We start from the raw sequence: 26278 nt of genomic DNA, 5'->3' as shown, positions 1-26278 counted from the left end.
TCCTCAAAAGCGTTTTACAAAGATTATCAAAAATGCTGCCGAAATGCAAGGGGAATTTTCCGGCGGCTGGCGGGGCCATCCTCCAGGCTAACCGTTTCGGGCCGCTGTCAGAACCGGCCGTAGTACTCGCGCAGGACTTTTTCCGCCGGCTTGTTCTGGGGGGTAAAACGGTTGTCCCCCGGCCCGCCTGAGACCGGATGGTGGAGGAACCACTTCCAGACAAAACCGCCTGCAAACCAGGGTTCCCTCCAGAATTCCTCGAACAGGGCCCGCTGGGCTTCCGCCTGGGCCCCCAGGTTGACGCGCTCGTCATTCCGGTCTACCAACCAGGGTTTTTTGGCCGTATAGTCCATACTCCGGTAGCCGTATTCCGTGAAGAGCACCGGGCGGTCGAGTTCCAGGGAGAGCTCCCGGATCTCCGTTTTCCATTTCTGCCAGCCCGCGCGCATCTCCTCGAGCCCCGGGTCCCGGGATTCGGAAAGTGGGAAATACGCGTCGATCCCGATATAGTCCAGGTCTTCCCAAAAAGGTGTCCGCGTGTATTCGTCCCAATTGGCGGCATAGGTGAGTTTCCCCCGATAGCGCTCCCGGATGTCCGCGATCAGGCCTTCCCAAAAAGCCGGTCGGGCCTTGACAAATTCTTCGAGTTCCGTGCCGATACAAAACATATCGGCCCCCGTTTCCCGGGCGAGATCGGCGTAGTTGAGGATGAATTCCCGGTAGGATGCCTCGAGCCGCTGCCAGTCTGCCTCGGTTTCCATTTTCATATCGCCGGTAAACATCCCCCTCCAGATCCAGAGGTGCGGCTTGATCATCACCCGGATGCCGTTGGCGTGCAACAATTCCACATATTGCCTGGCCCCCATGCGGGTTTCCCCAAACCACTGGCGGTCCGTATCGAAGATGATTTCCGGGGTATCGGGTTCCCGGATAAACCCATAGGGCATGACGGAGGCGTAATCCGCGTTTATGGAAACGATGGCGTCCACATGGGCCTGGCTCGCACGCTCCGGGGAGCCCACAAAGCTAACTCCATTGATTTTTTCAATCTGCTTCCCGCTGCACGCGCACAACAGGAACACCCCTAATATCCATCCAATACACCTCATAATTTGCGAATTGCCGACTGCTAAAGATAAGGAATAACAGGCGCTTGCTTCAGCTGCATTTGTTAAGTTCGTAACTTCAACCCGACCAATTGCCCAAACCACACCTGTACCCATGCACATCGTCATCATCGGCAACGGTATTTCAGGGATTACGGCCGCCAGGTTCATCCGCAAGGCTGCCGACCACTCAATAACCGTGATATCGGCCGAAACCGACCATTTCTTCTCCCGGACGGCCCTGATGTACATCTATATGGGCCACCTGACCTACGAGCAGACCAAGCCCTACGAGGACAGCTTCTGGAAAAAGAACCGGATTGACCTGGTCAATGCCTGGGTGGAATCCGTGGATCCCGCTGCCAAAACGGTCCGACTCAGCGAAGGAGCGTCCATCCGCTACGACAAACTGATCCTGGCCACGGGGTCGAAACCCAATAAATTCGGCTGGCCCGGCCAGGACCTCCCCGGGGTGCAGGGCCTCTATTCAAAACAGGACCTAGACAACCTGGAGGCCAATGCCCCGGACAACCGCACCTGCAAACGGGCCATTATCGTGGGCGGGGGGCTGATCGGGATTGAGCTCGCCGAGATGCTGCGCACCCGCGATATCCCGGTGACCTTCCTGGTGCGGGAAAACAGCTTTTGGAGCGGGGTGCTGCCGGCGGGGGAATCTGCGATGATCAACGAACATATCCGGGAGCACCACATCGACCTGCGCCTGGGGACCAACCTGGTCGAAATCCTCGCCGACGACACCGGGAGGGCACGGGCGGTTACCACGGACAAAGGGGAAACCATCGACTGCGACCTAGTCGGCCTCACCGCCGGGGTGACCCCGAATATCGGGTTCCTGGACGGGAGCGGCATCGAAACCGGAAAAGGGGTTCTGGTAAACCGCTTCCTGGAAACGAACCATGCGGATATCTATGCCATCGGGGACTGCGCGGAACAGCGGGAACCTATCGGCAATCGGCGGCCTGTGGAGGCGGTCTGGTACACCGGGCGGATGATGGGCGAGGCAGTCGCCCAGACCATCTGCGGCAACCGCCGGGAATACAAGCCCGGGCACTGGTTCAATTCCGCAAAATTCCTGGACATTGAATACCAGACCTACGGCTGGGTGATGAGCGGGAAGAACCGGGGTCCCCGGGAACTGCATTTTCACTGGAGGCACCCCGAAAAGAAAATTTGCCTGACCCTGGCCTATGATTCGAAAACCCGTCAATTGCTGGGGGCGAACACCTTCGGAATGCGGATGCGCCACGAGGTGTTCGATGCCTGGCTGACGGAACAACGCAGCATTGACGCGGTGGTTCGGGACCTCCGGGTAGCCTGTTTTGACCCGGAATTCCACCGGGATTACCACCCGCTTATCACCCGCGCCTTCAAAGAACACGAACCTGTAAATGCCTGATATATGCAATCCATGTCCCTGGCCGCCGGGCCGCCCAAAGCCCTGAATATTTCCCAGCGCCTGGCTGTGTTGCTGGGTTTTTCCGGGCTCTTTATCCTGTTGTTGGCCACCCTGGGAGTCTCCTTCCCGCATACCGCCGCCTGGCTCACCGCCTCCCTGGCTGCCATCGCTTTGGGGGTTGTCTGGTTCAGCTGGTCTGCCTATGCCGGGCAATCGGCGGGCATCAAGAATGACGGGGTCTGGTTTAAATCGATCTCGGGACGCGGTATCTGGGCCTGGGGCCTGGGCATCCTGCTCACGGGGTTCTATATTGTGCTGTACTTTTACCCGGAGTACCTCGGGCTGGTATCCGACGGGCCGAACCGCGGGCTCGTGGCCCTGTTCGACACCCTGAGCCGCGCCCTGAGTGGCAACCCCGCCAGCCAGTGGTTTGTCTACGGGGCCCTCTATACCCTGGCAATCCTGGCTTTCGGCATCAAATTCATCTGGAAATACCGGCACAACCGCTATGAGATCCTCCGGACGGTAAGCGTCATGTTCTTCCAACTGGCGTTCGCCTTTTTGATTCCCGAGATCATGGCCCGCCTCAACGGCGACCTACCGTATTACGACCTGAAGAATATCTGGCCGCTCAACTACTACAACTTCGAAAGGTACCGCGTCAACGGGTTTATCAGTGCCGGCAACATCGGCCTGGCCATGCTGATCTTCGGGGTGCTTTCCATCCTGGTGATCACCCCGGTGCTCACTTATTTCTACGGCAAGCGGTGGTACTGCTCCTGGGTCTGCGGCTGCGGGGGGTTGGCGGAAACGGCCGGCGACCCCTTCCGCCACCTGAGCGACAAAAGCCTCTTTGCCTGGAAGGTGGAGCGGTGGGTGATCCACAGCGTTTTGGTATTTGTGATATTGATGACCACGGCGGTGATCTATTCCTACCTGGGGCCGGACAATTCCAAATACTGGCTGAGCCGCGGGCAATTCCTCACCGGGGTGGGCGTGCTGCTGACCGCCGTCTTTGCCTGGGTGATGGCCTTTCGTCGAAACGAGTTGAAAAAAGACGCCCGTTACGGGGCCGTCGCCTATTTTGTCATTATCCTGGGGCTGCTGGCCTTCCACTGGCTCAGCGACTCCCGCCATGTCTTCCTGTTTAAATCCGAAACCCTGCGGACCACCTACAGCTTCCTGATCGGAAGTATTTTTTCGGGGGTGATCGGCACCGGTTTCTACCCGATCTTCGGCAGCCGGGTCTGGTGCCGATTCGGTTGCCCGATGGCAGCGATCCTGGGGATCCAGCAACGGTTGTTCTCCCGGTTTCGGATCACTACCAACGGCGGGCAGTGCATTTCCTGCGGGAACTGTTCGGCCTATTGCGAAATGGGGATCGACGTCCGCGCCTATGCCCAAAAGGGCGAGAATATCGTCCGCGCCAGCTGCGTGGGCTGCGGCATCTGTTCGGCGGTTTGCCCGCGCGGGGTGCTGAAACTCGAAAACGGTCCTCGGGAAGGTCGGATCAACTCCCGGGAAGTGCTCCTGGGCAACGATGTGGATTTGATGCAACTGCTCAATGAAAAATAATCCGCAATCCGTGCCCCGCCAGGCAACAGCCTCCACGCCACTGACTCCCAAAATCAGCCTGATCATCCCCGCCCAGAACGAAGCCGGCTCCATCGGCAAGGTGCTGGATGATGTCCCGGAAGGGGTTTCTGAAAAAATTGTCGTGGACAACGGCTCCACGGACGACACGGCTGCCGTGGCCCGCAAACACGGGGCCACAGTCTTGCACGAACCGCGAAAAGGCTATGGGTACGCCTGCCTGAAAGGAATGAATTACCTGGGGGAAACATCCAAACCTCCCGACATCGTCGTATTTATGGATGGCGACTATTCCGATTACCCGGAGGAACTCCCGAAAGTGGTTGCGCCGATCCTGGAGGATCGATACGACCTGGTGATCGGGGCCCGCAGCAAGGCGCTTCGGGAACCCGGGTCGATGACGCCGCAACAGGTCTTTGGAAATTGGCTGGCCACGTTTCTAATGCGGCTTTTATTCGGCGCCCGGTTTACCGACCTGGGGCCCTTCCGGGCGATCCGGTACGAGGCCTTCAAGCGGTTGAAGATGGAGGATAAAACGTATGGCTGGACCGTGGAAATGCAGCTGAAAGCCATCAGGCACAAACTCGCATATATCGAGGTGCCAGTTCGTTATAAAAAAAGAATTGGGGTCTCCAAGGTGTCCGGCACCGTAAAAGGTAGTATATTTGCCGGCGTTAAAATTTTGGGTTGGATCTTTAAATACAGTATTCGATAATGGGAATTACAATTGCGTATTTTATTATTGCCATTTACAGCCTGGCGCTGCTGCTGATCTTTTTCTACAGCCTGTCCCAACTGAACCTCCTGCTCAATTACCTGGGCTTTAAGCGCCGGAACAAAGAAGCTCCCAAATTTAACCTGCTCGACCCGAAGGAAATCCCCTATGTGACCATCCAGCTACCCATCTACAACGAGGAATACGTGGTGGAGCGGCTTCTGGAGAACATCGCGCGGATTGAATACCCCAAGAGCAAACTCGAGATCCAGGTACTGGACGACTCCACGGACGATTCGGTGGAACAGACCGCAGCGATGATCGAAGAACTGCAGAAGCAGGGCCTGGACATCCAGCACATCCGGCGTGAGAACCGGGAGGGCTTCAAGGCCGGTGCGCTGAAAGAAGGGCTTAAAATCGCCAAGGGCGATTTCATTGCCATCTTCGACGCGGATTTCCTGCCCGATGCCGACTGGCTCAAGAAAACCGTCATCTACTTCAAGGACGAGGAAATCGGCGTGGTGCAGACCCGCTGGGGCCATATCAACCGGGATTATTCCACGCTGACGAAAATTCAGGCGTTTGCCCTGGATGCCCACTTTACCCTGGAGCAGGTAGGCCGGAACTCCAAGGGGCACTTTATCAACTTCAACGGCACAGCCGGAATCTGGCGGAAGGAATGCATCCTGGATGCGGGGAACTGGGAAGGCGACACGCTTACCGAGGACCTGGACCTCAGCTACCGGGCCCAACTCAAGAACTGGAAGTTCAAATACCTGGAAGACGTGGAGACCCCGGCCGAATTGCCGGTGGTCATCAGCGCGGCCCGCTCCCAGCAATTCCGCTGGAACAAAGGCGGGGCGGAAAACTTCCGCAAGACCGTCTGGAATGTCGTAAAGGCCAAAAACATCCCCTTCAAGACCAAATTCCACGGCGTGATGCACCTGCTGAACAGTTCCATGTTCCTCTGCGTCTTTATCGTTGCCCTGCTGAGCATCCCGATGCTGTATATCAAAAACACCTTCGGCCACCTGGACTGGATCTTTGAAGTGACGAGTTTCTTTATCGTCAGCACGATTATCCTGTTTGTCTGCTACTGGTTTACCTATAAGAGTATACAGGGGAGCAGTTTCGACAACTTTGTGGACTACATCAAGCTGTTCTTTACCTTTTTCTCCGTGGCCCTGGGCTTCTCCCTCCACAATACCGTGGCGGTGCTGGAAGGACACATGGGCAAGCGGTCCGAATTCGTGCGGACCCCGAAGTTCAACATCAACAACCTCACCGATAGCTGGAAGGGGAATAAGTACCTGGCCAAAAAGCTATCTCCGAACATGATCCTGGAGTTTGCACTCATGCTGTATTTCCTGTTCGGGATGTACAGCGCCATCCCCCTGAACGACTTTGGGCTGTTCCCGTTCCACTTCATGCTGTTCCTTGGCTTCGGGTTTGTTTTCTTCAACTCCCTGCTGTCTAAAGCCTAAGGGATCGTCGATAAAAAACACCATGCCGTCCGGAGTCGCGTCTCCGGGCGGCATTTTTATTTCCACAGCCTTCATGTGGTGGCGAACCGGCCTATGATATCCTGAATATTTTTAGATATTTACGGGGCCAAACCAAAAGAACATGACCACCCGGGCCCTGGTTACCTTCTGGAATCTGCACCGGATCCCCATCCTGATGCTCCTGTTGAGCATGGGGTTCTACGCGGCTTTCGCCTATGACCTGCAGCGACCCGATTCGGTTAAATTGCTCGCGCTTTACGCCGCCCTGTTCTTCCTTTGCTACAAGCTCATCCAGTTTGAAAAGTGGAATTTCCGCTTCCTGGTTGCAGCGGGCGTGCTTTTCCGGCTCGTTTTCCTTCTGGCCATCCCGAACCTCTCCCAGGATTTCTATCGGTTTCTTTGGGACGGCGGCCTGATGGCCGAGGGGTTCAACCCCTACCTGCTCACCCCGGACCAATGGATGGAGCAGGCTACCGTCCCCGTGTCGGGAGCCGCCGAACTCCATGAGGGGATGGGCGGGCTCAGCGCCCGGAATTTCAGCAACTACCCGCCGGTTAACCAGTATTTTTTCGGGCTGGCGCGCTGGCTGGGAGGCGAATCGATAACGGGTGCCGTAGTCGGGTTGCGGCTGTTGGTGGTCCTGGCAGACCTGGGCATCCTGTATTTTGGGAGGCGCTTGCTGCGGCACCTCAACCAGGCGCCCCACCTGATATTCTGGTTCTTCCTGAACCCCCTGGTAATCGTGGAGTTTACCGGCAACCTGCACTTTGAAGGGGTGATGCTCTTCTTCTTTATCCTGGCCGTTTTCCTTACGATCCGCTACGGCTGGGCCTGGGGGGCCGTGCCTTACGCCCTGTCCATCGGGGTGAAACTCATGCCGCTCATGCTGCTGCCCCTGTTCCTCCCCCTGCTGGGGCTGCGCCGGGCCACCGGGTTTTACGCACTTACTGCCGCCGCCCTGGCGGCCCTCTGCTACCCGTTGTACTTCCCGGAATTCCCGGACCACTACCTTCAGACACTGCGGCTCTGGTTCTCCAACTTTGAATTCAACGCCGGGATCTACAACCTGGCCGAACACCTGGCCGTCACCCGGGGGGCGAAGCCCTGGGAATTCATTGAAACGTATGGCAGCTATGTCCCCTGGGTGACGGCAGCCACCGCCCTGCTGGTCTGCCTCCATCCGAAAATGCGCGAGGGGCGTTCCTGGTTTACCGGGGCGCTGGCGGTAGTAACGGTCTATTACCTGGCCTCCGCCGTGGTACACCCCTGGTACCTCACTTTCCCGCTGTTGCTCAGCCTGTTTACCCGGATGCGGTATATGATCCTTTGGTCCGCATTGGTTATCCTCTCCTATACGGCTTATTCCGGGCCAACGGTTTCCGAGTCCACGGCGGTACTGCTCATTGAATATATAGCGGTAATCGGCTTTTTGCTTTACGAAATTGTAAAATACCGAAAGGATTTTGTTTCATTTCTCAATTTTTCGGCAACTAAATCCGATGAGTAAATAATATTTGTACATTTGTTTCGACCATGAAGCAGTACGCAACTATCTTCTTTCTCCCCAATTTTACCGGGGTCCCGTACCGACGCGATTTTCGCCGTCGCCCGTAAGGGTGTGCTTCAGTTTTGGAATTAGGTGTGTCCATTTCCGTTTTCTCAGTCCATTTTCTCCATATTTTTTAATTAACCCAACTGGCAATGAATATTACGATTGCTAATGCCTCCCATGTAAAATACGCCCAGGTCATCTGCGACACGATTGCGGAATCGGCCCGGGTGCGCGGAACCGGCATTGCCAAGCGAACGCCCGAATACATCATCAAGCGCCTGCTCAACGGGAATGCGGTGATTGCCCTGGACGGGGACCGGTTTGCCGGATTCTGTTACATCGAAGTCTGGGGCCACCAGAAATACGTGGCCAACTCCGGGCTAATCGTCCACCCGGACTACCGGAACCAGGGGCTGGCAAAAAAGATCAAAAAGGCGATTTTTGACCTGTCGCGAAAAAAATTCCCGGATGCCAAGATCTTTGGGATCACCACGGGCCTGGCGGTCATGAAAATGAATTACGAACTGGGGTACCGCCCCGTGACTTTTTCGGAACTGACGGACGATCCGGAGTTCTGGAAAGGGTGCCAGACCTGCAAGAACTTCGATATCCTGACGCGGACCGAAAGGCGGATGTGCCTGTGTACCGGCATGCTCTACGACCCGGAAGACAAATCCCGGGAAAAGGAAAAGAAAATCGATAAGAAATCATTTGAGCGGCTCAGAAGCATCAAGGAGACGCTCTTCCTCAAAAAGAAAAACGGATGAAAAAACTTGTATTGGCATACAGCGGCGGCCTGGATACGTCCTACTGCGCCCATATGCTTTCCCATAAGGAGGGCTATGAAGTCCACGCCGTAACGGTGAATACCGGCGGGTTCGACAAGGAGCAACTGGCGGGGATCGAGGAGCGGGCCCTGGAACTGGGCGCCTCCACCTACACGGCTATCGATGCCGTACAGTCCTTTTACGACCGCGTGGTGAAATACCTTATTTTCGGCAATGTGCTCCGGAACAATACCTACCCGTTGTCCGTGAGTGCCGAGCGGATCGTCCAGGCCCTGGAAATCGTTGAATACGCCCGGGGCGTGGGGGCCACGCATATTGCCCACGGCAGTACGGGGGCCGGGAACGATCAGGTGCGCTTCGACCTGATATTCCAGGTGATCGCCCCCGAAATCGAAATCATCACCCCCATCCGGGACCAGCAGCTCTCCCGGGAAGCGGAGATTGCCTACCTGCAGGAAAACGGGATCACCTATAGCTGGGAAAAGGCCAAATACTCCATCAACCAGGGCCTGTGGGGCACCTCGGTGGGGGGCGTGGAAACCCTGGGGTCACGCGAGGCCCTGCCGGAAGCCGCCTATCCGAGCCAACTCTCCGAAACCCAACCCCGGAATATTTCGCTGACGTTTGAAAAGGGGGAACTGACCGCTGTCGACGGGAAGCCCGGTACGCCTGTTGAAAATATCCGGTTGCTGGAATCCATCGCCTCCGCCTATGCCATCGGCCGGGACATCCACGTGGGCGATACGATTATCGGCATCAAGGGACGCGTTGGTTTCGAAGCAGCCTCCGCGCTGATTACCATCAAGGCACACCACCTGTTGGAAAAACACACGCTGAGCAAATGGCAACAATTCCAGAAGGAGCAACTGGCCAACTTCTACGGCATGCTGCTGCACGAAGGGCAATATCTGGACGAGGTGATGCGCAACCTGGAAGTCTTCCTGGCAGATACCCAGCGGCACGTGAGCGGAGAGGTCTTTGTGACGCTCCACCCCTATCGTTTTGAACTCCGCGGCATCGAGTCGGATAACGACCTGATGAACGCCTCCTTCGGGAGCTACGGGGAGATGAACAAGGGCTGGACTGCAGCGGAAGCCAAGGGCTTTATCAAAATCCTGTCGAATCCCGGGAAGATTGCCCGGAAAATCCAGGAAAAATGATTTCGGCAGGCATCATCGGCGGCTCGGGCTATACGGGCGGGGAATTGATCAGGCTGCTGTTGCACCACCCGGAGGCGGAACTCGCCTTTGTGTACAGTACCACACGGGCCGGAAAACCGCTGAGCAGCGCCCACCCGGACCTGCTCGGGGTAACGGACCTGTTGTTTACCGGAACGGCAGACCCCGGGGTGGATGTGGTATTCCTCTGCCTGGGGCATGGGAATTCCAGTGAATTCTTGAAACAGCACGCGTTTTCAGACCGCACCCGGGTCATCGACCTGAGCAACGATTTCCGGCTGAAGGAAGACGCCCAATTCGGCGGGCGCGAATTTGTCTACGGGCTGCCCGAACTGAACCGGGAGGCCATCCGCGAGGCCCGGCATATTGCCAATCCGGGTTGTTTTGCGACGGCCATCCAGCTGGCCCTCTTGCCCCTGGCCCGGGCCGGCGTCCTCCGGGAGACGGTCCACGTCAATGCCGTAACCGGCAGCACAGGGGCCGGGGTGGGGCTATCACCCACCACGCATTTCAGCTGGCGGAACAACAACGTCTCCTGGTACAAGCCCTTTACGCACCAGCACCTCGGGGAAATCCGGCAGAGCCTGCACGCCCTGGATGCGGACAGCGGCGACCTGCTCTTTTTGCCCATGCGGGGAGATTTTACCCGGGGGATATTCGCCACCGCCTATACGCCTTTTAACGGATCCCTGGCCGAAGCGGAACGGATGTTCCTGGAGTATTACGACGAAGCCCCGTTCACGGTAGTCTCCGATGAGCCCCTGCAGCTCAAACAGGTGGTCAACACGAATTTTGCCCACCTCCACCTGCACAAACACGAGGATGTGCTGTTGGTGAGCTCCGCCATTGACAACCTGCTCAAGGGAGCCTCGGGACAGGCCGTTCAAAATATGAACCTGCTCTTCGGGATACCGGAAAATTCCGGGCTGAACCTGAAAGGCAGCATCTTTTAACCGTTCAGCCAACGAATAACTAATATTCACGCCTAACCAAGAAACAGATGAAAATTGCAATCATCGGCGCCGGCAACCTGGGGGTATCCATCGCCAGGGGCATCCTGCACAGCGGAGGGGCCACCAGCATGTATCTCACCCGGCGCAACCTGTCCGCCATCAGGGAACTGGAAGCTTATGGGAATGTCACCCTGACCAGCGACAACCGCGAGGCGGTAGCGGCAGCGGACATCCTCATTTTTGCCGTACAACCGGGGCACTTTGGACCCATCCTCGAATCCATCAAAGACCTGTTGCACGAAAACCATGTGGTAATCTCAACCATCACCGGCTTCGGGATCGAACGAATTGAATCCATCCTTGGCGCGGACCGGCATATTATCCGGGCCATGCCGAACACAGCGATTTCAGTGGGACGGTCCATGACCTGCCTCTGCGCGAATGAAAAGGGAGGCAAGCGCCTGGAACTCGCCTCGGCCATCTTTAACCGGATGGGACATACCATGGTAATCCCTGAAAACCGCATGCAGGCAGCCACGGTGATCTGCGCCAGCGGGATCGCCTTCTGGATGCGCCTGATCCGCGCCACCACCCAGGGGGCCATCCAACTCGGGTTCGACGCCCGGGAAGCCCAGGAACTCGCCATGCATACCTGCCACGGGGCGGCGGAACTCCTCATCGAATCCGGCAGCCATCCCGAAGAAGAGATCGACCGGGTCACCACCCCGATGGGTTGTACGATTGAAGGCCTCAACGAAATGGAACACCAGGGGCTGAGCTCCTCGCTGATCCGGGGGGTCGTCGCCTCTTTTGACAAGATCTCGCAAATCCGCAAAGGCTGACCCATGGAACTATTCGACGTATACCCGCTCTACGACATTACCCCGATCGAAGCCCTGGGCAGTTGGCTGACCGATAACAACGGCCAAAAATACCTGGACCTCTACGGGGGGCACGCCGTGATATCCATCGGCCATTCGCATCCGCGCTATGTAGAGCGTATCGGCAGGCAATTGCAAAAAATAGGCTTTTACAGCAATTCGGTGCAGAACCCATTGCAGCAACGTCTGGCAGACCGGCTCGGGTCGCTTTCGGGCTGCGGCGATTATCGGTTGTTCCTTTGCAATTCCGGGGCGGAGGCCAATGAAAATGCCCTCAAACTCGCGTCCTTCCATACGGGGCATTCCCGGGTGATTGCATTTCACAACAGCTTCCACGGCCGAACCTCTGCGGCCGTGGCAGCAACAGACAACCCGGGCATCGTCGCCCCGCTGAATGCAAACCACGAGGTGGTCTTCCTCCCGTTGAACCGCACGGACCTGCTGGAACACGAATTGGAAAAGGGAGGCGTCTGCGCCGTGATCCTCGAAGGGATACAGGGGGTTGGCGGCCTGGACAGCACCAGCCCGGAATTCTACGGGGCCGCTTCGCGCCTCTGTGATTCGCACGGGGCCGTCCTGATTGCCGACGAGGTGCAGTGCGGTTTTGGGCGGAGCGGGAAATTCTTTGCCTATCAGCATAGCGGGGCCCGGCCCGGCATCATCAGCATGGCAAAAGGGATGGGGAACGGCTTTCCGGTAGGCGGGATTCTGATCCGGGAGGACATCCGGGCATCCCATGGCCTGCTGGGTACTACCTTTGGGGGAAACCACCTGGCTTGCGCTGCGGTGACTGCCGTCCTCGAGGTAATCGAAAGCGAGGACCTGCTGGCCCACGCCCGGGGGATGGAAGCGTATTTCCGGGAACGCGCCGGCGAAATCCCCGAAATTCGCGAGGTAAAGGGGAAGGGGCTGATGCTGGGGCTGCGCTTTGATTTTGAGGTGGCAGACCTCAGGAAAAAGCTGATATTCGAGCACCGGATTTTTACCGGAAGCGCCAAAAACAAAAATTTATTGCGGATTTTGCCCGCACTGAACGTACAGCCCGAAGAACTGGACCTGCTTTTCGCGGCTTTAAAAAAGGAACTGGCATGAAGCACTTTTGTACGACCGACGATATCACGGAACTGGCAGACTGGCTCCACCTGGGCAACAGGCTGCGGGCCGAGCCGGATTTGCTCGCGCACCTGGGCCGGGGCAAAACACTCTGCCTGCTGTTTTTCAACAACAGCCTGCGTACCCGGCTGAGCACCCAAAAGGCCGCACAGCTCCTCGGGATGGAGGTGATGGTCATGAATTTCGGAAGCGAAGGCTGGAGCTTGGAATATACGGATGGTACCGTCATGGACCAGGGGACTGCCGAACATATCCGGGAAGCGGCCCCCGTGGTGGCCCAGTATGCAGACCTGATCGGCATCCGCGCTTTTGCCGGCCTGAAAGACCGGGAGGCGGATTACGCGGAAATGGTCCTGCAGGGCTTTGTACAACATGCCGGGATTCCCGTGCTGAATATGGAGAGCGCCACGGCCCACCCCCTGCAAGCCCTGGCCGACGCCCTCACCATAGAACAATTCCGGGAGAAGGACCGGCCCAAAGTGGTGTTGAGCTGGGCTCCGCACCCCCGGGCACTGCCCCAGGCCGTCCCGAATTCGTTTGCGAAAATGATGCAGGCCCTGCCGGTGGACCTGACCATCACCCATCCGGAAGGGTATGAACTGGCCCCGGAATTCACCGGGGGCCTGTCACCCGAATACAACCAGGAGAAAGCGCTGGAGGGCGCCGATTTCGTGTATGTAAAGAACTGGAGCAGCTATTCGGATTACGGAGCCATCCTCAGCCAGGACCCGGCCTGGATGATGACCGCAAAAAAGCTCGGGGAGGCGCAGCTCATGCATTGCCTCCCGGTAAGGCGCAACGTGGTTGTAGCCGATGACGCGCTGGACGGGGGCCGGAGCCTGGTTCTGCAGCAGGCGGCCAACCGGACCCTGTCGGCACAACTGGCCCTGGCACACCTCATCCAGTCGAATTCTTAAATTGCCCTGCGATGAAACCTGTTTTGTCCGTAGTTAAAATTGGCGGCGCCTTCCTGGAGGAGCCCGGGTTGGTGGAATCCTTTACCTCGGCCTTCGCCTCCCTGGAAGGGCATAAAATCCTCGTACACGGGGGCGGCCAGCGAGCCACGGCGTTGAGCCGCCGGCTCGGGGTGGAACCGCGGGTTGTGGACGGGCGCCGGATTACGGATGCCGACAGCCTGGAAGTGGCTGTAATGGTCTATGCGGGCTGGGCAAACAAAACCCTGGTGGCAAGGCTCCAGTCTCTGGGTTGCAATGCCCTGGGGGTCAGCGGTGCGGATGCCGGCCTGATCCGGGCGCTGAAACGCCCCGCCGGGGAAATCGACTACGGGTTTGTCGGGGATATCGCATCGGTGAACGCCCCGGGGATTGCCAATTTGCTCGCGGCCGGCATCGTCCCGGCATTTTGCGCCCTGACCCATGACGGCCGGGGCCAACTGCTCAATACAAATGCGGACACCATCGCCTCCGAACTGGCTGTTGCCATGAGTGATAAATTCACTACGCGGCTCCTGTATTGCTTTGAAAAAGCCGGGGTGCTCCGGGATGTTTCGGACCCTGGAAGTGTCATCCCCAGGATCGACGCGGCGGCCTATGCCGACCTGCGGGCGAAAGGAAAGGTGGCTGCGGGCATGCTGCCCAAGCTGCACAATTGTTTCCAGGCATTGGAAAAAGGAGTAGACCAGGTATTCATCGGGGCGCCCGAAATGCTCACGCCGGGACACGCCATCCAAACAGAAATCACATTATGACAAAGACGACCAGCGAACTGACCGAACGGGCCATCGGCCTGTTAAAAGAACTCATCGCCACCCCATCCTTTTCCGGGGAGGAGGAACAGACCGCCATGCGGATTGCCGAATGGCTCGCCCGGGAGAAAATCCCGTATAAACGACAGGGCAACAATATCTACGCCTTTAACAAGGACTACCAGGAGGGAAAACCGCTGCTACTGCTCAATTCCCACCACGACACGGTACGACCCAACAGCGCCTATACCCGCGACCCCTACCAGGCAACCGTTTCCAACGGGAAGCTGTACGGCCTGGGCAGTAACGATGCCGGGGGCTGCCTGGTTTCCCTGATGGCGGCCTTTGCCTACTGGTATCCGCAAAAAGGTCTTTCGCACAATATCGTTCTGGTGGCTTCCGCCGAGGAGGAAAATTCGGGTCCAAATGGCCTGAACAGCATGCTGGAAATCCTGCCGCCCATAGATGTGGCCATCGTGGGGGAACCCACTTTGATGGACCTGGCCATTGCCGAGAAGGGCCTGGTGATCTTTGACGCGGAGGTCCATGGAACGCCCTCGCACGCGGCCCATCCAAACGACGACAATTCCATCTACAACTGTATCCCGGTACTGGACTGGTTCCGCAATTATCGCTTTGAGAAGGTATCCGAAGTACTGGGGGAAGTGAAACTGACCGTTACCCAAATCAACGCCGGGACCCAGCACAATGTGGTTCCCGCCAAGGTGGACCTGGTGATTGACGTCCGCGTAAACGATTGCTACACGAACCGGGAAATCCAAGATTTGCTGCTGGCCGAAGCGCCCTGCAAGCTAAAGGCGCGCTCGCTGCGGCTAAACTCTTCCTCCATCGCGGCCGACCACCCGCTCGTCCGGGCGGGAATCGGGCTGGGGCGAAATACCTACGGGTCCCCCACCCTATCGGACCAGGCGGCCCTGAGCTGCCCCTCCCTGAAATTGGGCCCGGGTGACAGCCGGAGGTCCCACTCGGCGGACGAATTTATATTTGTCGAAGAAATCGAACAGGGGATTGACCTCTATATCCGCATTTTGGACGAGTTCCTGACGGGTACGAACAAAAATTCCTAAAAAAATACGACCATGAAATTATGGGATAAGGGCAGCAGCCCGGACGAAAAGACCGACCTGTTTACCGTGGGCAACGACCGCGAACTGGATTTACTCCTGGTGAAGTACGACCTGCAGGCTTCCCGGGCGCATGCGCGGATGCTCGGCAAGATCGGGTTGCTGACCGAGGCGGAAACCGCCGACCTGGTGCGGGAAATCGACGCTTTAATGGACGAGGAAGCCGCCGGGCGATTTACGATCGAGGCGGGATTTGAGGACATGCACTCCAAGATTGAATACCTGCTAACTGAGAAACTGGGGGATACCGGCAAGAAAATCCACACGGCCCGCTCCAGGAACGACCAGGTGTTGGTCGCCCTCCAGTTGTACCTGAAAGATGCCCTGTCCGATGTACAACACCAGGTCCGCATGCTCTTTGACCGGCTCCTCGAACTGGCCGAAAAACACCAGGCCGTCCCCCTGCCCGGGTATACGCACCTGCAGGTGGCCATGCCTTCTTCATTCGGACTTTGGTTTTCGGCATATGCCGAAAGCCTTATAGACGACGTCTACCTGCTGGAGGCAGCCCGGCGGGTGGCCGACCAGAATCCGCTGGGAAGTGCTGCCGGCTACGGGAGTTCCTTTCCCATCGACCGGGAATTCACTACGGAAGCACTCGGGTTCGAAACCATGAAATACAATGTCGTGGCGGCACAGATGGGCCGCGGCAAGGTGGAGCGGACAGCCGCCACCGCCCTGGCTGCGGTGGCTGCCACCCTGGGCAAACTGGCCATGGACATCTGCCTGTACATGAGCCAGAACTTCGGTTTTGTATCCTTCCCGGATAAATTGACTACCGGGAGCAGCATCATGCCGCATAAGAAGAACCCGGATATTTTTGAACTGATCCGCGGAAAATGCAACCTCCTCCAGGCCGTCCCCGGCCAACTGGGCCTGCTTACCACCAATTTGCCCAGCGGTTACCACCGGGACCTGCAACTGACCAAGGACCTCCTGTTGCCGGCTGTGGAAAACCTGAAATCCTGCCTGGAAATGGCCCATACGAGCCTCGGGGAAATTCAGGTGCGGGAAGACATCCTGGACGACCCGAAATACGACTACCTCTACAGTGTGGATACCCTGAACCAGCGCGTCCTGGAGGGCGTACCGTTCCGGGATGCCTACCGCGATATGGCAGCCGCCATTGCAGACGGTTCTTTTTCCCCCGTCAAAGGGGCGGCCCACACGCATGCGGGCAGCCTGGGCAACCTCTGCCTGGACCGGATAGCGGATAAAATGGCGCAGGCCTGCGCGGACCCGGCCTGATTCCCATCGATACCGGGCGAAATTCTTTCAATACCAACCGATTGGCCGGCTGAGAGGTTGTATATTGGAAGCATACACGTAAAACTATAACAACTAAAAACTGAAAAACATGAAACGTATACTGTATATGCTGGTGCTTCTGGTAGCCATTTCGGCCTGGAGTTGCCGGGACACCAAAAAGGCGGATGACATGGAAGACAACATAGAACAAATGGCGGATGACGCCGAAGACACCATGGAAGAAGCCGGTGAAGAAATTGAAGAGGGGGCCGAAAGTGTCGGCGAAGAAATGGAAGGCGCTGCAGAAGACGTCGAAGATGCCGTGGAAGACGCTACCGACGACAATTGATCAGCACTCCTTCCCAAAAAACCAGCCCGGGTATCCCCCGGGCTTTTTTATTGGATCATTCGCAGGTTGATCACCTCCTGTTCGGTAAGGTGCCGCCAATGTCCCCGCGGCAGGTCCTTTTTGGTGAGGCCCGCCAGGACTACCCGGTCCAGCTTCACCACCTGGTAGCCGAGGTGTTCAAAAATCCGGCGCACAATCCGGTTGCGCCCGCTGTGGAGCTCCACGCCCACCTCCTTTTTCGAGGCCCCGTCAATGTAGCTCGCCTCATCCACTTCGATGCGCCCGTCCTCCAGCTCGAGGCCTTCCCGAAGTTTTCCCAGGTCGGCCGATTTAAAGGTCTTGTCCAGTTCCACGTGGTAGATTTTCCGCACCCCGTGCTTCGGGTGGGTGAGTTTCTTGGCGAGCTCGCCGTCATTGGTGAAAAGCAACAGCCCGGTGGTATTCCGGTCCAGCCGACCCACGGGGACCAGCCGGGCGTTTGAGGCGCGGGAAATCAGCTCCATGACGGTGCGTCGTCCTTTTTCGTCCCGGGTGGTAGTGATAAAATTCCGGGGCTTGTTCAACAGCACGTATTCCTTCCTTTCACGCTGCAGCAACCGGCCGTCAAACCGAACCTCATCGGTAGGCTGAACCTTATAGCCCATCTCGGTGATCGTTTTCCCGTTGACCGTCACATTGCCCGCCGCAATATAGGTGTCCGCCTCCCTGCGGGAGCAAATCCCGGCATTGGCAATGTATTTGTTGAGGCGTATGAGGCCCGGGGTCCCGGTCCGCCGCGGGGCGGCCTTTCTAATCGGGGCATTCCCCCTGGAAAAGCTCTTTTTCCGGTAGTTGCCGCCCTGCCTGCCCGAGGCGCGGCGATCGCCGTTTCCACCCTGCCTGCCGGACGATTTACGGCCTGAGTTACCGCCTTGCCGGCCCGAAGAACCCCCGCTTTTTTTCCCGTCGGATTTATCCATGGAATATTTTTTTCAAAGGTACAAAATAGCCTCCCTTCCGCCACGGGGGGGTGTTACATAATGCGGGGGGGTGTTACATAATGCGGTTCAGTACGAGATCCACATCGATGAGCAGAATGCCGAAAACCCCGGACACGATGATGAATTTCAGGATGTTGTGCAGCCAGACGTAGTGCTTTTTGCTATGGGAGCGCCACAACAGGAACAAAAAGAGGACGAGCAGCAGGCTGCTCGCTATAAAGTAAAGATACATATACCCCACATCAAAGTAGCGGATCAGCAGGTAGGAAGGCACAAAAGTGAGCAATACCAACAGGCTGATATACCGTTTGGAAGCCACCGTGCCGTATCGCACGGCAATGGTGCGGTAATTCTGCGCCAGGTCGCCGGCCAGGTTCTCCATATCCTTGATGAGTTCCCGGCTCAGGATGAGCAGGAAGAGGAAGAGGGCGTGGACAAAGATGACGGTTTCAAAATTCTTGTAATACACGAAAACGGCGAAAAAAGGGGCAATGGCCAGTGTGGCCGAGACAAAATTCCCGAGGAAGGCAATTTTTTTCAGGCGGTGCGAATAAAGCCAGATACCGAATATATAGGCCGCAAAAAAGAGGGCAGCCCGGAAAGACACGTAGCTGCCGAGCAGGACCGCTGCAAAATTCAGGGTGAAATACGCATAGATCTTGACGCGCTGGCTGACCAGGCGGTCGAGCATGCTTTTGTGTGGCTTGTTGATCAGGTCCTTCTCCGAGTCGTAAAAACTATTGATGATATAGCCTCCGGCAATGACCAGGGCGGAACAGAGTACAATGACCAGCAGGTTCCCGTCCAGGACCACCTGGCGGAGCGGCAACTCCGGCGCCATGATGTAAATGGCCGCCAGGTATTGCGCCAGCACAATCACCAGGATATTGTACCCGCGAACGATGGAAAAAAGGCTCAGGGCCTTTACCAGGAAATAGCGTTGCTTGCGGCTGAGCATGCCGGCTGGTTTAGAAGTTGTAGACGACCTCGAGGCGGTGTCCTTTCAGGGCTTTTTTGGCTTTATCCAGGTCTTCCGTAAAGCCCAGGATGTAACCGCCTCCCCCTGAACCGCAAAGTTTCAGGTAGTAGGCATTTGTCTCAATCCCCTGCTTCCACAACTGGTGGAATTCCTGGGGGATCATTGGTTTGAAGTGGTCCAGGACCACGTGGGAGAGTTTCTTGATGTTTCCGAAGAGCGATTTGACATTCCCGCTGATAAAATCTTCCACACAGGCATCCGTGTACCGGACGAACTCGTCCCGGATTACGCTCCGGAAACCTTCGTGTTTCATTTTTTCCATGAAAATCTGGACCATGGGGGCCGTTTCGCCCACGCTGCCGCTGTCTAGCAGGAAGACGGCTCCTTTGCCACCCGGGTTCTGGGAGGGGATGCTCGTCGATTCGATATGGTCCCTGGAATTGATCAGGATCGGCAGGCTCAGGTAGCTGTTCAGCGGGTCGAGGCCGGAAGACTTCCCGTGGAAAAAGGATTCCATCCGCCCGAAAATTCCTTTGAGGTCCAGGAGTTTCTCCCGTGTCAGGTTTTCCAGGATGGTTACTTTGTTCCGGGCGTAGCGGTCGTAGATGGCGGCCACCAGCGCCCCGCTGCTCCCCACCCCGTACCCCTGGGGGATGGAACTGTCAAAGTACAGGCCCGCATCCAGATCGTCCCGCAACCGGTCCAGGTCAAAACCCGTGTCGGGGAATTCCCGGCTCACGGTTTCCAGGTAGGTTGCAAACCGCCGGAGGTTTTCATTGGATTCCCTGGCCGCACCCTTCAGGGGGTCGGCTGTTTTGAGGGCTCCTTTAAAGAAATTGTAGGGAATGGAAAGGCCCCTGGAGTCCTTGATGATCCCGTATTCGCCGAATAACAGGATTTTGGAGTAAAAAAGCGGTCCTTTCATGAATTGCCGGTAACGTGATACAAAAATACAAAACTTTACCCGATTCCCTTGTCGGACGTACGATCCGGTGCATTTTTTATTGGTTGCGGCCCGGATCCCACCCGGTCGCAGATGTGCTGGCCGGATACACAGTGCTCCAGCAATTCCTCCCGGATGAAGCTGTAAACCGGGCCGGCCGAGGCCTCCGGGTAGAGGACGTGGACATTGGCCCCTGCGTCCAGGGTAAAGCATACGGGGTGGCCCGTTTCCCGGCGATAATCCCTGATTTTTTCGATGATCTCGAGGGTCCCGGGTTTCATCAGAATAAAGGAAGGCGTGCTGGTCAGCATCATCGCGTGCAGGGAAAGCGCCTCGGATTCCACGAGGTTGGCGAAGGCTTCCAGGTCGCCCGAAGCGAATATCCCACCGAGCTTCTCGAGGTGGCGTCGCGCCTGCTCAAAACGCTCAGCGGCAAAGGGGTGCCCGTCCATCAGGCCGTGTCCTACCGAACTGCTCACGGTTTTCTGCCCCTTGTCCACCAGCAATATCGTGTCGTGATACGTATGGAATACTTCGTGAACCTCCCCTGGGTAAGGTACCCCAAGGAGGTCAGTGCTTTCGGGGATACCCTCCTGCTCGCCCCATAAAATCAGGCCCCCGGCCGTACTCCGGGCAGCCGAACCGGAACCCAACCGGGCCAGGAAGGAGGCTTTACGCCGGGCATACCCGGGGTCTGTCCCGGGCAATAACTGTTCCTCCAGGCTTACCAGGCACAAGGCCAGGGCCGCCATCCCGCTGGCCGAGGAGGCAATTCCACTGCTGTGGGGAAAACTGTTTTCCGTTCGGATCTCGAGGTGCAACCCCGAGAGGAAAGGCGCATAGGGCAGGGCCCTTTCCAGGAACTGTCGGATTTTCGGTTCAAAATCGGGGGCCGGAAACCCGTCCAGGAACACCCGGAAACGGGGGCCCTTTACCGATTGCTCCAGGGGGGAATAGGCAATCCGGGTAGAGGTCCGGCACGCCTCCAGGGTAAAACTCACCGACGGGTTTGTCGGGAGCTGGCCGTCCCGCTTTCCCCAATACTTGACCAGGGCGATGTTGCTCGGCGCCTGCCAGCCAACTTCCCCGGCAGGGAGGGGGCCTAAGGGCCCTTTACACTGGAATTCCTGGTAAACCATCGATGGATTTTTGGCAAATATAGCCCTATTTGGCCCGGAGCAGCAAGGCAAAATTTCCTACCTTGGGGAAATGCACCACGGTCACAAGAAATACACGCGGCTGCTGGGATCCCTCGGCATATGCCTACTGATTGGGGCCCTCGCTTCATTTGCCACCCAAACCTCCGTGCAATCCTGGTACCCGACCCTGGCCAAACCCGCCATTACACCGCCCGACGCCTGGTTCGGACCCATCTGGACCGTCTTGTATATACTGATGGGGATCTCCGCCGGGATCGTATGGTCTCGCGGCTTCCACCACCTGTGGGTGAAAACGGCCCTCTACCATTTCGGGATACAGCTCCTGCTCAACGGATCCTGGAGCCTCGTATTTTTCGGCCTGCGCGAACCGGTATGGGCACTCGCGATCATCAGCTCCCTGGTGGTCCTGCTGATCCTCACCATCAAATGGTTCCGCGTGGTCAGCAAAACGGCAGCCTGGTTGCTGGTCCCCTACCTGGTGTGGATCCTATTCGCCGCCTACCTGAACCTGCGTATCGTCCAATTGAACTGATTATGCCGTCAGGAAGAATTCCCCTATTTTAGGACAAACAAACTAAGCGAAACACCACCGCCTGCCATGGAGAAATACATCCTCGCCCTGGACCAGGGCACCACCAGTTGCCGCGCCATCGTTTTCAACCACAAAGGAGAGATCGTTTCCACTGCCCAGAAGGAATTCGCCCAACATTTCCCGAAACCGGGTTGGGTGGAACACGACGCGGAGGAAATCTGGGCTGTCCAGTCCGGGATGGCTTCGGAGGCCCTGGCCCGGAAAGGGCTCAAGCCCGGACAGATTGCGGCCATCGGCATCACCAACCAACGGGAAACGGTGGTGATCTGGGAGAAAGCCAGCGGCAAACCCATCCATCCGGCTATCGTCTGGCAGGACAAGCGCACCTCGGATTACTGCGACGAATTGAAAGCCGCAGGCCACCAGCGTATGGTGCGGGAGAAAACCGGGCTGGTCATCGATTCCTACTTTTCAGGAACCAAGGCGCGCTGGATTCTCGACCATGTAAAAGGTGCCAGGAAACGGGCGGAGAACGGGGAGCTGCTCATGGGGACAATCGACTCCTGGCTGATCTGGAACATGACCGGGGGCGAGTTGCATATTACCGACGTCACCAATGCCTGCCGGACGATGCTCTTCAACATCCACACCATGGCGTGGGACCCGGAACTCACCGAATTGCTCGGAATCCCGGAAGCCCTGCTGCCGGATGTACGCGAATCGAGCGAAAAGTACGGGGTGACCGACGAATCCTTCCTCAAAGCAGGCATCCCGATTTCCGGCATTGCCGGCGACCAGCAGGCCGCGCTTTTCGGGCAGATGTGTACCCGCAAGGGGATGGTCAAAAACACGTACGGCACCGGGTGTTTTATGCTGATGAACATCGGGGACAAACCCATCGTTTCCGAAAACAACTTATTGACCTCGGTGGCCTGGACGCTGAACGGGGAAACCACCTACATGCTGGAGGGCAGCATATTCATTGGCGGGGCCGTGGTACAATGGCTTCGGGACGGGTTGAATATCATTAAAAAATCTTCGGATGTCGAAGCGCTTGCCACCAGCGTACCGGATACGGGGGGCGTCTACCTGGTCCCGGCATTTGCCGGGCTGGGGGCACCGCACTGGAACCAGCAGGCCCGCGGTTCGATTTTTGGCCTTACCCGCGGGAGTACCGATGCGCATGTGGCACGGGCCGCCCTGGAATCGATTGCCTATCAGACGATGGATATCCTCAAGGCCATGGAAAAGGATTCGGGGATACCCATTCGGGAACTGCGGGTAGACGGGGGTGCCACGGTAAACAACCTGATGATGCAGTTCCAGGCGGACGTGCTGGATGCCGAAACGGTCCGCCCCAAAATCGTGGAAACCACCGTAATGGGTGCCGCGTTCCTGGCCGGGCTGGCCGTGGGCTACTGGGAAAACCCCCGGGCCATCCAGTCTATCTGGCAAACCGACCGCCGGTTTTTCCCCACCGCAGACCGGGCACCCATTGAAGCCGGGATCCGCGGATGGCAACGCGCTATTCGCGCCATTGAATTCTGGTCCAAAGACAACCAATAACCACCTACCATGACACCGTTTACAGCAGAATTTATCGGCACATTCTTATTGATCCTCCTCGGGTGCGGGGTAGTTGCCAATGTGGTCCTCGAAGGCACGAAGGGGAATGGAGGCGGCTGGATGGTGATTACCACGGGATGGGCTTTTGCCGTTTTTGTAGGAGTGGTCGTGGCCAGCCCGTACAGCGGGGCGCATATCAACCCGGCCGTAACGGTAGGGTTGGCTGCCGCCGGGGAATTCCCCTGGGAAGATGTCCCCCCCTACCTGCTAGCCCAGCTGCTCGGGGCCATGCTGGGAGCCTTCCTGGTCTGGGTAATGCACAAGGACCACTTCGCCCAAACGGCGGACAGCAGCCTGAAACTCGCGGTATTCAGCACGGAACCTGCCATCATGAACAAACCCATCAACCTGCTCTGCGAAGCTGTGGGGACCTTTGTCCTGGTTTTTACCGTCCTCTACTTTACGGATGCCTCCTTAAGCGAGCCGGAAACGGTGATCGGGCTGGGTTCCCTGGGGGCCCTTCCCGTGGCCCTGCTGGTTTGGGGTATCGGCCTGAGCCTGGGCGGGACCACCGGATATGCCATCAACCCGGCCCGCGACCTGGGCCCGCGCATCATCCACAGCCTGGTGCCCATCCGCAACCGAAGGACGGACCACTGGGGGTATAGCTGGGTACCCATCCTCGGACCCTTGCTCGGCGGGCTGCTCGCGGCTGCAGCCTATTTGGTCCTCGCCTGAGATGCTGTTGCCCCGGCAATGGCCGATGCCGCGAGAAAGGCACCGGTCCACGCATTCTGGAAATTAAACCCCCCGGTGACCGCATCCACGTCCAGGACCTCGCCAGCCAGGTACATACCGGGTAGTTTGCGGCATTCAAAAGTCCTGAAATCGATCTCCTTCCGGGAAACGCCCCCTGCGGTTACAAATTCTTCCTTGAAGGTGCTTTTTCCATCCACGGCAAATTCAGAATCCGTCAACTGGGCAGCCAACCGGTGAAGCCCGGGTCGGGACAGCTCTGCCCATCGGCGGTCTGCCGGGATGCCCGCCGCTTCCACCAGCCGCGCCCAAAGCCGGGATGGAAGTCCCGAAGCGCGGCTACGGGATACCAGTCGGGGTCCGTCTGCCTGCCGCACCTGTTCCAGGAAATCCGGCAGGGAACCCTTGTGGTATTCCGGCATCCAGTTCACCCGAATCCGGAACCGATAGCCGGTAGCGGCAAACAACCGGGCACCCCAGGCCGAAAGCTTCAGGACAGCCGGACCGCTCAGCCCCCAGTGGGTTATCAAAATCGGGCCTTCGGCTTGTAACTCGCCCTTCCGCGCCGCTTTTCTGTAATTAGTCTGTGCAACCGGCGCCTCGTCTCCGCCGGGCGGGAGGACTGCCACTTGACCGGGGGCAGAAATTCCCTGTAGCCCGTTGAGCCTTGTATCGTCGATACGGAACGTAAACAGGGAAGGTACGGGCGGGATGATTCGCAGGCCCAGGCCTGCCAGCAGGGCCCATACCGGCCGGCTGCCCCCAGGCGCCACCAACAGGTAACGACTTTGGAAATCCCCGCTCCCGGTGGCCACCGACCATCCGGAGCCTTCGGGCGCTTCCGCTATCCCCGTGACCCGGCAACGCGTCTCCATCCGGATTCCCAGTTTCCGCGCCTCTTCCAGCAGGGCAGAAATTACACTTTCCGATTGATCGCTTTGCGGAAAAACCCGGCCGTCCCCTTCCGTCTTGAGCGGGATTCCCAGGGATTCAAAAAAGGCCATTACCTCCCGGCTGGCATGGGTGTGGAAAGGTCCGATCAATTCCTTGTTCCCACGGGGGTAATTGCCGGCGAGGACAGCCGGTTCCAGAGGCCGGTGCGTCACATTGCACCGCCCCCCTCCGGAGATTCGTACCTTGGAAAGGAATTCCTTGTTTTGTTCCAGGATGGCAATGCGCATCCCGGGCTCCCGCCGCGCTGCATGGATGGCCCCGTAAAACCCGGCGGCACCGCCCCCTATAACCAGCAGGTCGTACATTATTGCATCCGGTCCGGATAGTCGGTAAATACCCCGTCCACGCCCATTTCTGCCAGGGCATCAAAACGGGCCCGGTCATTGACCGTCCAGGCGTACACCCTGAACCCTGCCTCCTTCATGGCTGCAGTATTCTCCGGGGTCAGCGACCCGGCATGCGGGTTGATCGCCTCGGCCCCGAGCTCCCGGGCTACCTCCAGCGCCTCCAGGGGGTCCCCGTCCGTTAGTACGGCTATGCGCGCCTCCGGGTCGATCCGCCGGAATTCGCGCAGTTCGTCCCAGTTAAAACTGGAAATCAGGAACTGGTCGGCCGTCCAACCCATTTCCCGGATGTAGTAGTCCGTAATAAAGTTGACCCGGTCGGAAGTGCCGGCACCCTTGAGTTCGATATTGAGGGGAACCTGTGCCTTGATCGTTTTCAGGACGTCCTGCAGCAACGGTATCCGGTGGCGGCCCTCGAGGATCAGCTGGCGCAGGTCGAATGCATTGTATTCTTCAATACGGCCTCCGCCGTTGGTCAGCTCGTCCACGGTTTCGTCGTGGAAAACGGCAATCTCCCCGCTTTTGATCCGGAAGACGTCAATTTCGATCATGTCGACCCCCAGGTCGAGCGCTTTCTGGACGGACGCGATGGAGTTTTCCGTCTCATATCCCATGGCGCCCCGGTGGCCGATGACCAGGGGCTTGTTTCCGGTAGATATACATGCATTCATCATCAGGGTCAGGATCAGGGCCCAAAAATATCGCATAGCTCAAATTTTTTAACCCGATAAAAATACGAACTCCTGCCGACCCGCCCTATGTGCCGGCAACCAAAATCATCACCCCCTGGCTGTGCCAATCGAAAGAATACCTATA

Annotated in this window: 25 protein-coding genes; 18 read left to right on the top strand and 7 right to left on the bottom strand. The window is 57.7% G+C overall.

Annotation, left to right across the window (positions count from 1 at the left end; genetic code table 11):
• Positions 1–107 precede the first annotated feature (107 nt).
• A complete protein-coding gene (locus RB2501_RS05320; protein ID WP_041327003.1) occupies positions 108–1109 on the bottom strand; it encodes a glycoside hydrolase family 113 in 1002 nt (333 codons plus the stop codon).
• Between the two features lie 112 nt (positions 1110–1221).
• On the opposite strand from RB2501_RS05320, the gene RB2501_RS05315 reads away from it, so the two are divergent.
• The 15 genes from RB2501_RS05315 (at position 1222) to RB2501_RS05245 (ending at position 17248) form a co-directional block, all read left to right on the top strand.
• Positions 1222–2523: an NAD(P)/FAD-dependent oxidoreductase gene (locus RB2501_RS05315; RefSeq protein ID WP_015753731.1), complete on the top strand. Its 1302-nt coding sequence runs from the start codon at positions 1222–1224 to the stop codon at positions 2521–2523.
• Between the two features lie 12 nt (positions 2524–2535).
• Positions 2536–4098 carry a 4Fe-4S binding protein gene (locus tag RB2501_RS05310; RefSeq protein ID WP_015753730.1) on the top strand — a complete coding sequence of 521 codons (1563 nt, stop codon included), beginning with the start codon at positions 2536–2538 and terminating at the stop codon, positions 4096–4098.
• Positions 4088–4831, top strand: coding sequence for a glycosyltransferase family 2 protein (locus RB2501_RS05305; RefSeq protein WP_015753729.1), 744 nt, complete (start codon positions 4088–4090; stop codon positions 4829–4831). Before RB2501_RS05310 ends, RB2501_RS05305 begins: the two co-directional genes overlap by 11 nt.
• Complete coding sequence (locus RB2501_RS05300) at positions 4831–6315, top strand: cellulose synthase family protein (RefSeq protein ID WP_015753728.1); 1485 nt, start codon at positions 4831–4833, stop codon at positions 6313–6315. The genes RB2501_RS05305 and RB2501_RS05300 overlap by 1 nt, the downstream gene beginning before the upstream one ends.
• A gap of 142 nt (positions 6316–6457) precedes the next feature.
• On the top strand, positions 6458–7843 hold the full coding sequence (locus tag RB2501_RS05295; RefSeq protein WP_015753727.1) for a mannosyltransferase: 1386 nt from the start codon (positions 6458–6460) through the stop codon (positions 7841–7843).
• Between the two features lie 194 nt (positions 7844–8037).
• Positions 8038–8655, top strand: coding sequence for a GNAT family N-acetyltransferase (locus RB2501_RS05290; protein ID WP_015753726.1), 618 nt, complete (start codon positions 8038–8040; stop codon positions 8653–8655).
• Positions 8652–9836: an argininosuccinate synthase gene (locus tag RB2501_RS05285; RefSeq protein ID WP_015753725.1), complete on the top strand. Its 1185-nt coding sequence runs from the start codon at positions 8652–8654 to the stop codon at positions 9834–9836. The genes RB2501_RS05290 and RB2501_RS05285 overlap by 4 nt, the downstream gene beginning before the upstream one ends.
• Positions 9833–10807, top strand: coding sequence for an N-acetyl-gamma-glutamyl-phosphate reductase (gene argC, locus RB2501_RS05280; RefSeq protein WP_015753724.1), 975 nt, complete (start codon positions 9833–9835; stop codon positions 10805–10807). The genes RB2501_RS05285 and argC overlap by 4 nt, the downstream gene beginning before the upstream one ends.
• A gap of 47 nt (positions 10808–10854) precedes the next feature.
• Complete coding sequence (gene proC / locus RB2501_RS05275) at positions 10855–11649, top strand: pyrroline-5-carboxylate reductase (protein WP_015753723.1); 795 nt, start codon at positions 10855–10857, stop codon at positions 11647–11649.
• 3 nt (positions 11650–11652) lie between these two features.
• On the top strand, positions 11653–12780 hold the full coding sequence (locus RB2501_RS05270; protein ID WP_015753722.1) for an aspartate aminotransferase family protein: 1128 nt from the start codon (positions 11653–11655) through the stop codon (positions 12778–12780).
• Positions 12777–13718, top strand: coding sequence for a Rossmann-fold NAD(P)-binding domain-containing protein (locus tag RB2501_RS05265; protein ID WP_015753721.1), 942 nt, complete (start codon positions 12777–12779; stop codon positions 13716–13718). Before RB2501_RS05270 ends, RB2501_RS05265 begins: the two co-directional genes overlap by 4 nt.
• An 11-nt stretch (positions 13719–13729) precedes the next feature.
• Positions 13730–14509 carry an acetylglutamate kinase gene (gene argB / locus RB2501_RS05260; protein ID WP_015753720.1) on the top strand — a complete coding sequence of 260 codons (780 nt, stop codon included), beginning with the start codon at positions 13730–13732 and terminating at the stop codon, positions 14507–14509.
• Positions 14506–15594 carry a M20 family metallo-hydrolase gene (locus RB2501_RS05255; RefSeq protein ID WP_015753719.1) on the top strand — a complete coding sequence of 363 codons (1089 nt, stop codon included), beginning with the start codon at positions 14506–14508 and terminating at the stop codon, positions 15592–15594. The genes argB and RB2501_RS05255 overlap by 4 nt, the downstream gene beginning before the upstream one ends.
• Positions 15595–15606: 12 nt before the next feature.
• The gene (gene argH, locus RB2501_RS05250) at positions 15607–16899 is read left to right on the top strand and encodes an argininosuccinate lyase (protein WP_015753718.1); all 1293 of its coding nucleotides are present in this window, start codon (positions 15607–15609) and stop codon (positions 16897–16899) included.
• Between the two features lie 109 nt (positions 16900–17008).
• Positions 17009–17248, top strand: coding sequence for a hypothetical protein (locus RB2501_RS05245; protein WP_015753717.1), 240 nt, complete (start codon positions 17009–17011; stop codon positions 17246–17248).
• A gap of 47 nt (positions 17249–17295) precedes the next feature.
• On the opposite strand, the gene RB2501_RS05240 is transcribed toward RB2501_RS05245, so the two are convergent.
• The 4 genes from RB2501_RS05240 to RB2501_RS05225 all read right to left on the bottom strand — a co-directional run bounded on the left by RB2501_RS05240 (position 17296) and on the right by RB2501_RS05225 (position 21289).
• Positions 17296–18207, bottom strand: coding sequence for a pseudouridine synthase (locus RB2501_RS05240; RefSeq protein WP_015753716.1), 912 nt, complete (start codon positions 18205–18207; stop codon positions 17296–17298).
• A gap of 73 nt (positions 18208–18280) precedes the next feature.
• A complete protein-coding gene (locus RB2501_RS05235; RefSeq protein WP_015753715.1) occupies positions 18281–19186 on the bottom strand; it encodes a geranylgeranylglycerol-phosphate geranylgeranyltransferase in 906 nt (301 codons plus the stop codon).
• Positions 19187–19196: 10 nt separating this feature from the next.
• Entirely contained in the window at positions 19197–20132 is a 936-nt protein-coding gene (locus RB2501_RS05230) for a mevalonate kinase family protein (protein WP_015753714.1), read from the bottom strand.
• Between the two features lie 35 nt (positions 20133–20167).
• Entirely contained in the window at positions 20168–21289 is a 1122-nt protein-coding gene (locus RB2501_RS05225; protein ID WP_015753713.1) for a diphosphomevalonate/mevalonate 3,5-bisphosphate decarboxylase family protein, read from the bottom strand.
• Between the two features lie 10 nt (positions 21290–21299).
• Between RB2501_RS05225 and RB2501_RS05220 the strand changes: the two genes are divergently transcribed.
• The 3 genes from RB2501_RS05220 (at position 21300) to RB2501_RS05210 (ending at position 24146) form a co-directional block, all read left to right on the top strand.
• A complete protein-coding gene (locus RB2501_RS05220) occupies positions 21300–21842 on the top strand; it encodes a TspO/MBR family protein (RefSeq protein ID WP_015753712.1) in 543 nt (180 codons plus the stop codon).
• A 66-nt stretch (positions 21843–21908) separates the two neighbouring features.
• Entirely contained in the window at positions 21909–23408 is a 1500-nt protein-coding gene (gene glpK / locus RB2501_RS05215; protein WP_015753711.1) for a glycerol kinase GlpK, read from the top strand.
• Positions 23409–23417: 9 nt separating this feature from the next.
• Entirely contained in the window at positions 23418–24146 is a 729-nt protein-coding gene (locus RB2501_RS05210) for an MIP/aquaporin family protein (protein WP_015753710.1), read from the top strand.
• Here the strand turns inward: RB2501_RS05210 and RB2501_RS05205 are convergent.
• Both RB2501_RS05205 and RB2501_RS05200 read right to left on the bottom strand, forming a co-directional pair.
• Positions 24128–25423, bottom strand: coding sequence for a BaiN/RdsA family NAD(P)/FAD-dependent oxidoreductase (locus RB2501_RS05205; RefSeq protein WP_015753709.1), 1296 nt, complete (start codon positions 25421–25423; stop codon positions 24128–24130). The two genes, RB2501_RS05210 and RB2501_RS05205, sit on opposite strands and share 19 nt — an antisense overlap.
• A complete protein-coding gene (locus RB2501_RS05200; protein WP_015753708.1) occupies positions 25423–26169 on the bottom strand; it encodes a glycerophosphodiester phosphodiesterase in 747 nt (248 codons plus the stop codon). Before RB2501_RS05200 ends, RB2501_RS05205 begins: the two co-directional genes overlap by 1 nt.
• Between the last annotated feature and the right edge of the window lie 109 nt (positions 26170–26278).

This window comes from Robiginitalea biformata HTCC2501, from assembly GCF_000024125.1.
Lineage (GTDB): Bacteria > Bacteroidota > Bacteroidia > Flavobacteriales > Flavobacteriaceae > Robiginitalea > Robiginitalea biformata.
Note: the sequence above shows the minus strand (reverse complement) of the source record. Positions and strands in the feature narration are given on the sequence as shown.